Here is a 13182-nt window from a genome sequence, read left to right as displayed (position 1 = left end):
TGAAGCGATGACTACAATCCGAGGAGGAATCCATGTGGGATTACACTGAGAAGGTTCGGGAGCACTTCCTGAATCCCAGAAACGTTGGAGAGATACCCGATGCGGATGCGGTGGGCGAGGTGGGAAGCCTTGCCTGTGGCGATGCGCTCAAGCTCTATATCAAACTTGACGAGGCCAAGGAGAAGATCGTCGATGCCAAATTCCAGACCTTCGGTTGCGCCAGCGCCATTGCATCGTCGTCGGCCCTGACCGAGATCATAAAAGGAAAGACCCTCGACGAGGCCCTGGCAACCACCAATCAGGAGATCGCCGAGTTTCTGGGAGGGCTTCCCGAGGAGAAGATGCACTGTTCGGTCATGGGGCAAGAGGCCCTCGAGGTGGCAATTGCCAAGTTCCGCGGCGGTCCGGTTCCGACTCACCATGACCACGGTCACGAGGAGGCCGAGGGTGAGATTGTCTGCAAGTGCTTCGGTCTGACCGATGTCTTCCTGCGCAAGGTGATCGAGACGAACAAGCTGACCACTGCCGAGCAGGTGACCCATTTCACCAAGGCCGGCGGAGCATGCGGCGGATGTATCCCTAAAATCAAGGAGATCATCAATGAGGTTCTGGGCGCCAAACCAGCGGAAGAACACAAGCGGCCCGAGAAGCTGACCAACCTTCGCAAGATGCAGCTTATCCAGGAGACCCTGGAGAAGGAGATTCGCCCTCAGCTCTGGGCCGATGGCGGAGATCTTGAGTTGATAGATATTAGCGGCAGCGAAGTGCAGATTGCATTCCGCAAAGCGTGTGCCGGGTGCGCCGCTTCGGGCAATACCGCCAAGTTCGTCGAGATGAAGCTGCGCGAGCTTGTGGCCGAGGATATCACTGTCACGGAGGTGGAGGGATGAAGGAGATCTACCTGGACAACAACGCCACCACCAAGGTGGACGAGGCTGTTTTCGAGGAGATGCGTCCCTATTTCTGTGACCTCTACGGCAACCCCAGCTCCATGCACTATTTCGGCGGTCAGGTCCAGAGGAAGGTGGACGAGGCCCGGAATCGGGTCGCAGCGCTCCTGGGCGCCCTGCCCGAAGAGATCATCTTCACCGCCTGTGGTACCGAGAGCGACAACGCGGCCATCCGTTCGGCCCTTGAAGTTTTCCCGGAGCGCCGCCACATCATTACCACCCGTGTGGAGCATCCGGCAGTCCTTACCCTCTGCCGCAACCTGTCAAAGCGGGGGTACCGGGTCACCGAACTGGGTGTTGACGGGGAAGGCCGGCTTGACCTGAATGAACTGCGGAGCGCGATTGACGAGGATACCGTCGTGGTATCAGTTATGTGGGCCAACAACGAAACAGGCGTGATCTTCCCGGTTGAGGAGATCAGCCGGATCGTCAAGGAGAAAGGAAAGGGGGCGCTGTTCCATACCGACGCGGTTCAGGCCGTGGGGAAAATACCCATCAACATGGCCACGTCGTCCATCGACATGCTTTCCATTTCGGGACACAAGCTCCATGCTCCTAAGGGTACGGGGGTTCTTTACCTGCGCAAAGGGGTACCGTTCAGGCCGTTCATGGTCGGCGGGCACCAGGAGCACAGTCGCCGGGCCGGCACCGAAAATACCGCAGGCATCATCGCGCTCGGCAAGGCATGCGAACTGGCAGGACACTGGATGGAAGACGAAAATACGCGGGTCAAGGCCCTGCGCGACCGGCTCGAGGCAGCGCTGCTCGAACTGATCCCCCGGGCCAGGATCAACGGGGGCGAAGCTGAGCGCCTCCCCAATACCCTCTCCATTGCCTTCGAGTTTGTGGAAGGGGAGGCGATCCTTATGCTGATGTCCGAGAAGGGGATTTGTGCATCGTCGGGGAGCGCCTGCACCTCCGGCTCCCTTGAGCCGTCCCACGTGCTGCGGGCCATGGGGGTTCCGTTTACCTGTGCCCACGGTTCCATCCGATTCTCGTTGTCTCGTTACACCACGGACGAAGAGATCGACACCATAATCCGCGAGTTGCCGCCCATCATCCGTCGGTTGCGGGAAATGTCGCCCTTTGGTCGGGAGTTTCTCAACGCCTGAACCGACCGACATTACAGAAGAAAAGGAAAAAGGGGGCCGTCACTGACGTGTCCCCTTTTTCCTTTTCAAGCGGTTTGTGAGTTGTCTGGCCAGTCCGGGCCGTGAGCCCAGGGTGCCGACTTATTTCTTGCAGGCATCCGGGTCCTTGCAGATCTCGATCAGTGCCTCAAGAGCGTTGGTGACGGTGAGGATTCCGACCAGCCGGTCGTTGTCGTCCACCACCAGGACGCCATTGAGTTTGCGATCGTGGAGAAGTTGGGCCGCCTCGGTCAGATCGGTGTCGGGTTTTACCTTGTAGGGTTTCGGATTCATGGCCTCGGTGACCGAGGTTTTGGAAAGAATGTAGTGGACCTCCCAGGTATCCAGCGACGTGGCCTTGGACGGTCTGAAATCGGCCACCATCTTCTCGGTGAGGATTCCCACGATCGTTTCCTTGTCCATTACCGGCAACCGGCGGATGCTCTTTTCCTTCATCAGATGGACCGCCTCAATGACTGTGGCGTCCTTTTCGATGGTGACGGGATTCTTCGTCATCCAGGTTCCTACTTTAGTCATGTCAGTATCCTCCTATGGTTGCCTCTACATTCCCAGGAATGCTTTCTTCACATGTTCGTCGTTCAGGAGAGCCTCACCGGTGCCGGAGAGGACAACCCTGCCGGTCTCCAGAACATAGGCCCTGTGGGCGATTCTGAGCGACTGGAAGACGTTCTGCTCCACGAGGAGGATGGTGACCCCCTGTTTGTTGATCTCGGTGATGATCTCGAAGATGAACTTGACCAGGAGCGGCGCGAGACCGAGGGACGGCTCGTCCAGCAGCAGAAGCTTGGGGTTCGTCATTAGCCCCCGTGCAATGGCGAGCATCTGTTGCTCGCCGCCGCTCATGGTGCCGCCCAGCTGTTTTGCCCGCTCCTTGAGCCGGGGGAAGAGGCCGAAGACCCGGTCCACGTTGGCCTCCCGGTCGCCGCGGGTACTCTTGAGATAGGAGCCCATCCGCAGGTTTTCGAGAACTGTCATTTCCGGGAAGATCTTCCGCCCCTCGGGTACCTGGACGATTCCCTGAGCCACCACCTCGTGGGATTCCAGTTTGGTGAGATCTGTGCCGTTGAAGGTGAGGGTGCCCGAGTCGGGTTTCACGAGCCGCGAAATGTTCTTGAGTGTGGTGGACTTGCCGGCGCCGTTGGAGCCGACAACGGTGACGATTTCACCCTGCTTGACCTCCAGGTCGATATCCCAGAGGACCTTGAGGTCTCCGTAGCTGAAATTGAGTTTTTCTATCTTGAGCATGGCATATCCTTTGTCAGAACAGTGAAATCAGTGCTCGGAGCCCAGGTAGGCCTCAACCACCGCCTGGTTGTTGACGATCTCCTCCGGCGTTCCTTCTGCCAGTTTCTCCCCTGAGTTGAGGACCACGATGCGTTCGGAGATCCTCATGATCGCCTTCATGTCGTGCTCGATGACCATCTGGGTGATCCCGCCGCGCTCTTTGATGTCGAGGATCAGCTGGATGATCTCTTCGCTTTCGGCCGGGTTCAGTCCTCCCATAACCTCGTCAAGGAGCAGCATTTTGGGCTGGGTGGCAAGAACGCGGGCTACCTCCAGCTTTTTTCGCTCGCCGATGGGGAGCCCGCCGGCGAGGAAGTTGGACTTGTTATCCAGTCCCACCACCTTGAGCTGCTCGTGGGCAATCTCGCGGGCAACCTTGAGGGAGCCGGTCCGGCAGAGGGCGCCGACCATGACGTTGTCGAGCACCGAGAGCTTGGCCAGGGGACGGACCTTCTGCCAGGTGCGGACCATGCCGAGTTTGCAGACCTTGTCGGGCTCCATGCCGTTGAGTTTCCTGCCGTCGAAGATCACATCCCCCCGCGACGGGGGGTAGTAGCCGGTAATGCAGTTGAACAGGGTGGTCTTGCCGGCGCCGTTGGGGCCGATGAGCCCCATGATCATCCCCTCCTCCATGGAGAAGGAGACGTCCGAGTTAGCGGCGAGACCGCCGAAGAATTTACTGACGTGCTTTATTTCCAGTATCGCCATGGGATTGACCTCACATCGCCTTTTTCTTGGTGAGTTTCTTGACGTAGCCCAGGACGCCGTCGGGCATGAAGAGGATGACCACTACGACCAGGATACCGTAGATCAGGGCGTGGGCGTGGGCCAGGTGGTCCTTGAGGAAGATCCCGACTCCGGACTCCTCGCTGGCCAGGCCGATCTTGAATATTCCCTGGGCGATCAGGTTGCTGCGCAGGGCTTCGGAGAGAGGTACCAGCACCAGTGACCCCACCACCGGTCCCCAGATGGTGCCGATGCCGCCGATGATGCAGATAAGAACGATCTGAACCGAGATGTCCAGGGCGAGCACTGTAGGGGGGTCGATAAAGCCGATGTAGATGGCGTAGAAGCTGCCTGCCAGCGACGTGAAGACCGCCGAGATGGCCAGGGCGATGTTCTTGTAGATAGAGAGGTTGATCCCGAGAGAATGGGCCGCATCCTGGTCTTCGCGGATGGCCTGGAAGTAGTAGCCGAGTTTGGAGTGCTGCACCAGATAGGTGACTGCGATGGTCAGGATGGCGATCACCAGGCCGATGTAGTAGAAGGGGACCTTGGAGAGAAAGTCGGTGATTACCGTCCCACCCAGGGTGAAAGGGGGGATGTCTGTGGCCAGGATACCTTCGGCACCGTTGGTCAGGTCCTTCAGATTCATGGCGCAGAGGCGCATAATCTCGGCCACGGCAATGGACGCGAGAACAAAATAGGGTCCCCGGAGTCGGAAGCAGATGCTGCCGATGATGAGGGAAACCACCAGCGCCACTGCGATGCCGGCAATCATCCCGTACCAAGGGGGGATCTGCTTGAACTGCATCAGAACCATGGTGGTGTAGGCGCCGGCCCCGAAATAGGCGGCATGGCCCACTGAGTACTGTCCCGTGTAGCCGCCGACGATGTTCCAGCTCTCCCCCATGATGGTGCTGAGGAAGAAGAGGATCATGATGTGAAGGGCGTAGGGGCTCTCCACTGCTTTGGGAAAGAGGAATAGGCCCGCGAGGATGACCACCCCGAGGATGATCGACACCGGCGAGGCCCCCCGCGTATTGGTTATCAGAGCATTGATCTGTCTCATGTCAGTCGGACCCCGCTACATTTTGGATTTGCCGAGCAGACCCGCCGGCTTGAAGAGAAGCACCAGGAGGAAGAGGACGAACACGACCACGTCCTTCCAGCCGGAGGAGATGTAGACGGCCCCGAGGGACTCCGCCACCCCGATGATGACGCCGCCGATGGTGGCCCCCACGATGCTCCCCATTCCCCCGAGAACCGTGATGACGAATGCCTTGAGGGTGAAGGTGCTCCCGATCTGGGGGAAGATGTAGTAGGTAGGGGAGATGAGCGCACCAGCCGTGCCGGCCAGGGCCGCACCCATGCCGAAGGCCAGGATTGACATCCGCTTCACGTTGATCCCCATGAGCTGGGCCGCTTCCCGGTCCTGGGCCGTTGCCCGGATCGCCTGACCCGTGTCGGTCTTCATCAGGAACCAGTACAGGAGCAGCGTTATCGCCGCGGTGATCAGGAAAGAGATGGCCAGCGGCCATGAAATGGAGATGGTGCCGATATTGAAGCTGCTCGACGAATAAGATGTAGTCAGGATCTTGTAGTCGGAGGTATAGATGAACATCATCGTGTTGCTCATAATCAGTCCCAGGCCGATGGTAAGCAGTATTTGGTTCTGGGGCAGGGCTCCGAGCACGCGGTTGATGAATGTTTTCTGGAGAATGGCTCCGAAGAGGAACATGAGCGGGATGGTGAGGGCGATGGAGACGAACGGATCGACCCCCGCCAGGGAGAAGAAGTTATAGGTCAGGTACATGCCGATCATCATGATGTCGCCGTGGGCGAAGTTGATGACCCGCATGACACCGAAGATGATGGTGAGTCCTATGCCGATCAGGGCGTAGACGCCGCCGATCAGAATGCCGCTGATGAGCGATTGGAGGAAAATGGTCATGGATAGCTCCGGGTAAAAAATCTGGTTCACGCATCAAGGGTCAAGGGACGGAACGATGGAAAACCTCCATTCCGGCCCTTGACCCTTGACCTGCCTCAGTGGTCCTTCAGACTATTTCCAGCCGGGGAACGGATACACGGCCTTCTTGGTGGCGAACTTGGCCGGGTAGACCGTCTCGTACTTGCCGTTCAGGATTTGCTGAACCAGCATCTGGTGGTTGTTCTGGTTGGTGAATCCGGCGTAGTCCTCGAACTTGACCTCACCCATGATGCCGTTCCACTTGCCGGCCTTGAGCCCGGCGCGAGTCTTTTCTCGGTCACCGTTGGCAGCGGCCGCGGTCTGGGCCATGATCATCATGGCTTCGTAGGCGCAGGCGGCGTGGTAGGTGGGCTCTTTGCCGAACTTGGCCTTATAACGCTTGGCGAAGTCCGCGGCTCCCGGCCAGTTCACGTCATCAGTCCACTGGGTGCAGGAAAGGACGTAGTTGGAAATCTGCTTCTCGTTCGCAAACTGCACGGTGGTGAAGCCGGCGCCGCCGCCCAGGAACGCCTGGGGCTTCAGGCCGATTTCACGGGACTGGCGCATGAGAAGGATGGCATCTGCCACATAGGAAACCATGAAGACCAGATCGGGGTTCTTGGCCTTGACCTTGGTCAGGGTCGAGCGATAGTCGGGAGATCCCTTTGAGTAGGGCTCATCGGCAACCACCTGGATGCCTTTCTTGGCCACGTACTCTTTGGCGGTCTTGACCGTGGAGGTGCCGAAATCGGTGTTCTCATAGATGAATGCGATGGTCTTGGGCTTGCCGAGGCCGGTGGCAGCGTCGATGAGGCTCGCCGCATACTGGTCGGCCGGGGCATTCAAGCGGTAGACCCACTTGAGACCCTGGCGGGTGATTTCTTCCTTGGCGGCAGCGGGCACGAGCAGGGGCACTTTGTAGCGCTCGGCAAGCTTCGATACGGCGTTGGAGCAGGCGGAGGTGTAAGGGCCGACTACGCCGGCCACGCCGTCGCGGGTGGCGAGCTTTTCCATTGCGCTCATGGCAATCTGGGGCTTACCGGTGTCGTCTTCCCAGACGAGGTCGGCGTTGATTCCTTTCTTTTTCAAATCCTCCTGGGCAAGCTTGATGCCGTTGGTCAGGTTCTCGCCGATGGGGGCCTCGGGGCCGGTCATGGAGTTGATGACCCCGATCTTTACGTTGGCTGCCATGGCAAGGCCGGGAATGGCCAATGCGGCTGCCAGGACGCATGAGACAAGCTTCTTCATCATGTTCTGCCTCCTTGGTGGGTAGTGACTGACAATACTTTATAATAACACTTCAAAAATACATTTCCAGAACGCCCAGTTCGGGTATAACTGGGGCAAATCTGCTCTCTGACCGGCTTTTCGTGACGTGAGATATTGTTTTATTTTAAGCAACTACAGTGCCATCCCGTAAACGGTTTGTAACATGCCGAATTGCCGTAGTCGGGCAGATAAATAACAACCTTTTGAGTGTCGAGCGATGAGTTGGTGGCTGAAATTGGCCATCTTCCGGTGGCTAAAATTGGCCAGTTGTTACTATCACCGTTGACTTGAGCACTGGGCATAGTTAGAGTGCGGATGCATGCTTATCACCGACTGCCTGCATGGCTGAGCGGTCAATTGGGGAGGATCTGCGGGGCATGGGCTATCGCAATCTGCAGGAATGTGTGAAGGAGCTGGAACGGACCGGCCAGTTGATCCGGATCGACGTGGAAACCGATCCGTACCTCGAAATCGGCGCCATCCAGCGCCGCGTCTACCATGCGGAGGGGCCGGCCCTTCTGTTCACCCGGGCGAAGGGGTGCCGCTTTCCCCTGTTGGGGAACCTGTTCGGCACCATGGACCGCACTACCTTCATCTTCCGAGACACCCTGCGCGTTATTGAACGTCTCGTGGCTCTCAAGATCAATCCCACGGCGTTTTTGAGGGACCCCCTTGGCCATCTCGGCATTCCCCGGGCGGCACTCCACCTTCTGCCGCGCCACGTGTCGGACGGGCCGATTCTCGCCAATCACACAACCCTTGACCAACTCCCCTCCCTGGTTTCCTGGCCCCGGGACGGTGGTCCCTTTGTGACGCTGCCCCAGGTTTATTCCGAAAGCCCGTCCCGTCCCGGCTTCCGCTTCTCCAACCTGGGAATGTACCGCGTTCAACTTTCGGGGAACGAGTATGCGCCGAACCAGGAGGTCGGAATTCATTACCAGATCCATCGCGGCATCGGTGTCCACCATGCTGAGGCGATCGCCCGGGGTGAGCCCCTGAAGGTGAGCGTCTTCGTGGGCGGGGCACCTTCAATGGCCGTGGCGGCAGTCATGCCGCTCCCCGAGGGGCTGCCGGAACTTTCCTTTGCCGGACTCCTGGCCGGCCGCCGCATCGACATGATCTGCCGCCCCGACCGTCTTCCTCTTCCGGCCGAGGCGGATTTCGTCATCACCGGCACCATCGACCCGAACCGGACGCTCCCCGAGGGCCCCTTCGGCGATCACCTGGGGTATTACAGCCTCGCCCATCCGTTCCCGGTTCTCACGGTCGAGAACGTGTACCATCGTGCCGACGCCATCTGGCCCTATACCACCGTCGGCCGCCCTCCCCAGGAGGACACCACCTTCGGCGCCTTTATCCATGAGCTGACCGGCGCCCTGATCCCCGAAGTGCTTCCCGGCGTGAAGGCGGTTCATGCCGTGGACGCGGCCGGGGTCCATCCCCTGCTGCTGGCCGTGGGCTCAGAACGCTACGTTCCCTATGAAGAGGAACGCACACCCCGGGAACTTCTCACCATTGCCAGCGCCATCCTGGGCAATGGTCAACTCTCTCTGGCAAAGTACCTCTTCATTGCTCCCCATGAGGATGAGCCCCCCGACATCCACGACATTGACGGTTTTATCCGCTTTACCCTGGAGCGGGCCGACTGGCGCCGTGACCTTCACTTCCATACCCGCACCACCATCGACACACTCGATTATTCGGGTACAGGCCTGAACGAGGGGTCAAAGGTCATCGTGGCGGCGGCAGGTTCTCCCAGGCGCGAGCTGCCCGGCGAGCTGCCCGTCGGGCTGCGCCTTCCCGACGGGTTTAGCGCGCCCCGGGTCTGCTTCCCCGGCGTTCTGGCAGTGCAAGGCCCCGCCTTCCCCGGCTACCGCGACTGCGTTACCCCGGACATGGAGCGCTTCTGCGCCGGCATTTCCGTCGACGATCCTCTGAACCGCTTTCCCCTGGTGGTCATCGTGGACGACAGCGATTTTGCCGCCCGGACCCTCAATAATTTCCTCTGGGTTACCTTTACCCGCTCCAATCCTGCAGCGGATATCCACGGCATCGGCGCCTCGGTCCGCTGCAAACACTGGGGGTGCGACGGCGCATTGGTCATCGATGCCCGCATCAAGCCGCACCATGCGCCGCCCCTGGAGGATGTCCCCGAGATTGAACGACGGGTCGATGAGCTTGGTGCTCCCGGAGGTCCGTTGCACGGCATCATCTGAGCAGCGTTCGATGGCTGTTCATGGCGGGAGGTGTTTCGTGGCGCGATACCTCTGTATGGCGATTCTCTTTCTTCTGCTGGGTCCATGGCGCTCGATGGCCTTCACTGCCCACCAAGTGACGACCGACGCGCGAATCGCGTTTGAGCAGATTCTCGACTTGTGGCGGGCGGAGGATCTGGAACGGCTGTACGAGCGCCTCGATCATCCGGCGGCATGGGGATGGGACTACTTTGCCGAGCGCATGGTCTACGCTTCCCGGGTCCCGGCTTGCTGCTGGGAAAAGCTTCAGGATGTATCCGTAGCGGCCCGTGATGCCGACTATGTGGTCATCAATGCCAAGGTCGGCTTCGAGGTGGAAGGGGTAGGGACCAGGTTCGTTACCCGCGATTTCCACCTGCGACGGATCGACGGTATCTGGAAGCTCCCCATGAATGATGTCCTCACCCTCTCCAAATACAATTTCCAGCGCATACCCAGGAAAATTTACCAGCGGACACCCTGAGCCGCTGTCTGAACAGCCGGAAACGCATCCGGGCGGACGGAGACGGTTGCTGACGGAAGCCGTCCCTTGACGCCCAATTCAGTCGATTGACGCAGCGGCCAAAACGGGGTATCGTCAAAAGTCCTCGGGGAGTTCCTCCGGGGGTTTTTGCTTTTGGCCGAGGGTGCACCCTGGCCGGTGGAGGTGCAATGGAACAGCAGATGTATGACGTCCTCATCGTGGGGGGCGGTCCGGCAGGGATCGCCTGTGCCTACCTGTGTCACAGAAACGATCTCTCCTATCTCCTCATCGAACAGGGGAAGAGTGTTTTTCAGGGAATCACCAACACCTACCCCGAAGGGAAGAACGTCTACCCGTCGCGGCCCAAGGAGAGCCCCGAGCCGTTCCTGGTTGAAGAGCTCCGCCCCCCCGACAAGCCGGTGGCCGTGGAAAAGTACATCCAGTATGTGCAGCACTTCGTCCAGCACGAGAACCTGAATATCCGGACCGAGGTCCAGTTCGAGGACCTAAAGGACGCCCGCGATCACCTCATCGTCCAGACCTCTGTGGGGAATTTCGCCGCCCGCAAGGTGGTCCTGGCCTTCGGCAGCAGCATTCCCCGGGAACTTTCGGTCTACGGCGATGCCAAGATGGTGGCCAAGACCCTGGATGACCCGAAGAAGTACGTGGGGGCCCGGACCCTGGTCATCGGCGGCGGCAACACGGCGGCGGACGTAATCATTTCCATCCTCAGGGCCAAACGCGAGGCCGGGGACACCCAGTCGGTCTACTGGGCCCATGTGGCGGAAAAATTCGACGTGAACAAGGAGACCGCCCAGCGCCTGGGGGAGGAGATCCTCCTGGGTGGCAATATCAGGCTGCTTCCCGGCGCCATCCCCCGCATCGGCGAGGTTGACCAGGAGGGGGTCGACCGGCTCGTAATCCGGGTGAACGAGTTCACCCAGCCCGACGGCATCGAGATCTACCATGCCATGAGCTTCCCCATGAAGAACGTCATTGCCTGCATCGGCTCCCAGGGACCGCTTCCTATCTTCGACAAGATCGGGGTCCAGACCATTGCCTGCGCCGAAGGAGTCTGCACCGTGGCCAAAGAGGGGGACCGGCTCATCCTGCTCAACGCCGAGTTCGAGTCGACCCGCAAGGGGGTCTACGTCATCGGCGGCGCCATCTCACCCTCGTTTATGAAGATCTGCGGCGGCAGCATCCAGGAGGAGAAGCATCCCAACCTGATCTACACCGCAATCAACGATGCCTTCCACGTAGTGGAAGCCGTCAAGAGGAAGCTTGCCTGATGCCACACCGGATCAGGATACTGCCCGAGATACTCACCAACAAGATCGCTGCCGGCGAGGTGGTGGAACGCCCCGCATCGGTGGTGAAGGAACTGGTGGAGAACGCCCTGGATGCCGGCTGCGGCGAGATAATCGTAGAGATCGAGGGGGGAGGGCGGCGCCTCATCCGGATCACCGACGACGGCTGCGGCATGTCGCGGGAAGACGCCCTCATGGCCCTTGAGCGTCACGCCACCAGCAAGATCGCCACGGACGACGACCTGTTCTCCCTGGCCACGCTCGGCTTCCGCGGAGAGGCGCTCCCCTCCGTGGCCTCGGTCTCCCGCTTCACCCTCGCCACCCGCGAGCGGGGGAGCATCGAAGGAACCGAGATTTACGCCGAAGGGGGAAAGATCCGCGAGGTGAAGGCCTGCGGCATGGCCGAGGGGACCGTGGTCTCGGTCCGCAATCTCTTCTTCAATACTCCGGCCCGTCTCAAGTTCATGAAGAGTGTTGAGACCGAGGGGGGCCACGTGGCAGACCTGGTCACCCGGCTGGCCCTTTCCCGCCCGGAGGTTCGCTTCACCTGCGTGAGCGACGGCAAGACCCTGTTCCGGGCCCTGGACGGCACCCTGCTGGACCGGGTGGCCGCACTTCTGGGCAAGACCGTTGCCTCAGCCCTCCACCCCGTGGATCTGGCCACCGAGGGGGTGCGGGTGACCGGACTCGTGGCTCGCCCCGATGTGAGCCGTTCCGCGGCATCGCACCTCTACACCTACATCAATGGTCGTTTCATCCGCGACCGCGTCGTGCAGCACGCCATACTCCAGGCCTATCGCAACTTCCTGGAGCGGGGGCGCTACCCGGTGGTGGTTCTCTTTATCGAGGTTTCTCCCGGCGAAGTAGACGTGAACGTCCATCCTACCAAGCACGAGGTCCGCTTCAGGCAGCAGGGGATCGTGCACGATGTGATCCAGGGGGCCGTGGAGGAGACGCTCCGGCTCACGCCCTGGATTCGCCGCTCCGAGTCACCCGTTGCTGCGCCGCTGGCGGTGCCCCGGCCGCAACAATACGTTCAGGGCACGGGTGCTCGTCAGGTGGAAGAAGTGCGGGAGCTTCTGGAAAACTACCGTCCCGCCGTGGCTCCCCATCGGCCGCTCTTCGCGCCACAACCCGCACCGCAGCCGGATCGGGAGCCGCCTTTGCCCGATTCTGGCAGCCGGATGCTGGACGACACGGCCGTGCGTCGTCACGGGGGCTATTTCTCTTCCCTTGCCGTCATCGGCCAGTACAACGCATCCTACATCCTGTGCCAGGATGGCTCTGATCTGGTCATCATCGACCAGCATGCGGCCCACGAGCGGGTCGCCTTCGAGCGCCTCAAGACGCAGTTCGCTGCCGGCCGGGTCGAGGGGCAGGGGCTTCTTTTCCCCGAGACCGTGGAGCTGTCTCACCGGGAATCGGCGGTGGTGCGGGAACACGGCGGCGAACTGGGCCGGCTCGGTTTCGATCTAGAGGATTTCGGGGGTACTACCTGGATCGTAAAGGGGATTCCGCGCCTGCTGGCAGGCACCGACTACCTGCGCCTGCTACGCGACACCCTTGAGGAGCTCCAGTCCCTCGGAGCCAGCCGCAGCATCGCCGATGCCGTGGAGGATATCCTGACCCGCGTCGCCTGCCACAGCGTTGTGCGGGGCGAGCACCCCCTGACCACCGGCGAGATTGAGGCCCTCTTCGCCCATATGGACGCCACCGACTTTTCCACCAATTGCCCCCATGGCAGGCCCGTCCTCCAGCGACTTACGCTGGGGGAGGTGGAGAAGATGTTCAAGAGAGTGTGACCGCTA

12 protein-coding genes are annotated in these 13182 nt (G+C 60.3%); 6 read left to right on the top strand and 6 right to left on the bottom strand.

Going from position 1 to position 13182, the window contains the following annotated elements; translation table 11 throughout:
* Nucleotides 1-32 precede the first annotated feature (32 nt).
* Together nifU and nifS are read left to right on the top strand one after the other, a co-directional pair.
* A complete protein-coding gene (gene nifU, locus GS_RS10110; protein ID WP_010942655.1) occupies nt 33-890 on the top strand; it encodes a Fe-S cluster assembly protein NifU in 858 nt (285 codons plus the stop codon).
* A complete protein-coding gene (nifS, locus tag GS_RS10105) occupies nt 887-2062 on the top strand; it encodes a cysteine desulfurase NifS (RefSeq protein ID WP_010942654.1) in 1176 nt (391 codons plus the stop codon). The genes nifU and nifS overlap by 4 nt, the downstream gene beginning before the upstream one ends.
* 120 nt (nt 2063-2182) lie before the next feature.
* Here the strand turns inward: nifS and GS_RS10100 are convergent, their stop codons facing one another.
* The 6 genes from GS_RS10100 to GS_RS10075 form a co-directional block, all read right to left on the bottom strand.
* Nucleotides 2183-2617: a CBS domain-containing protein gene (locus GS_RS10100; protein ID WP_010942653.1), complete on the bottom strand. Its 435-nt coding sequence runs from the start codon at nt 2615-2617 to the stop codon at nt 2183-2185.
* A gap of 24 nt (nt 2618-2641) precedes the next feature.
* Nucleotides 2642-3346 (bottom strand): ABC transporter ATP-binding protein, encoded by a 705-nt coding sequence (locus GS_RS10095; protein ID WP_010942652.1) that lies wholly within the window; start codon nt 3344-3346, stop codon nt 2642-2644.
* Nucleotides 3347-3373: 27 nt separating this feature from the next.
* Nucleotides 3374-4093: an ABC transporter ATP-binding protein gene (locus tag GS_RS10090; RefSeq protein ID WP_010942651.1), complete on the bottom strand. Its 720-nt coding sequence runs from the start codon at nt 4091-4093 to the stop codon at nt 3374-3376.
* A 10-nt stretch (nt 4094-4103) separates the two neighbouring features.
* Complete coding sequence (locus GS_RS10085; RefSeq protein ID WP_010942650.1) at nt 4104-5177, bottom strand: branched-chain amino acid ABC transporter permease; 1074 nt, start codon at nt 5175-5177, stop codon at nt 4104-4106.
* A gap of 15 nt (nt 5178-5192) precedes the next feature.
* Nucleotides 5193-6059, bottom strand: a complete 867-nt coding sequence (locus GS_RS10080) for a branched-chain amino acid ABC transporter permease (RefSeq protein ID WP_010942649.1) — start codon at nt 6057-6059, stop codon at nt 5193-5195.
* Nucleotides 6060-6170: 111 nt separating this feature from the next.
* Nucleotides 6171-7328, bottom strand: a complete 1158-nt coding sequence (locus GS_RS10075; RefSeq protein WP_010942648.1) for an ABC transporter substrate-binding protein — start codon at nt 7326-7328, stop codon at nt 6171-6173.
* Nucleotides 7329-7723: 395 nt separating this feature from the next.
* On the opposite strand from GS_RS10075, the gene GS_RS10070 reads away from it, so the two are divergent.
* The 4 genes from GS_RS10070 to mutL all read left to right on the top strand — a co-directional run bounded on the left by GS_RS10070 (nt 7724) and on the right by mutL (nt 13176).
* Entirely contained in the window at nt 7724-9562 is a 1839-nt protein-coding gene (locus GS_RS10070) for a UbiD family decarboxylase (RefSeq protein WP_010942647.1), read from the top strand.
* Nucleotides 9563-9599: 37 nt separating this feature from the next.
* Nucleotides 9600-10064, top strand: coding sequence for a hypothetical protein (locus tag GS_RS10065; RefSeq protein ID WP_010942646.1), 465 nt, complete (start codon nt 9600-9602; stop codon nt 10062-10064).
* A 188-nt stretch (nt 10065-10252) separates the two neighbouring features.
* A complete protein-coding gene (locus GS_RS10060) occupies nt 10253-11356 on the top strand; it encodes an NAD(P)-binding domain-containing protein (protein ID WP_010942645.1) in 1104 nt (367 codons plus the stop codon).
* Entirely contained in the window at nt 11356-13176 is a 1821-nt protein-coding gene (mutL, locus tag GS_RS10055) for a DNA mismatch repair endonuclease MutL (RefSeq protein WP_010942644.1), read from the top strand. Before GS_RS10060 ends, mutL begins: the two co-directional genes overlap by 1 nt.
* Nucleotides 13177-13182: the final 6 nt, after the last annotated feature.

Origin of the sequence: Geobacter sulfurreducens PCA, assembly GCF_000007985.2 — a bacterium.
GTDB lineage: Bacteria > Desulfobacterota > Desulfuromonadia > Geobacterales > Geobacteraceae > Geobacter > Geobacter sulfurreducens.
This window is presented reverse-complemented; position numbering and strand designations above follow the sequence as displayed.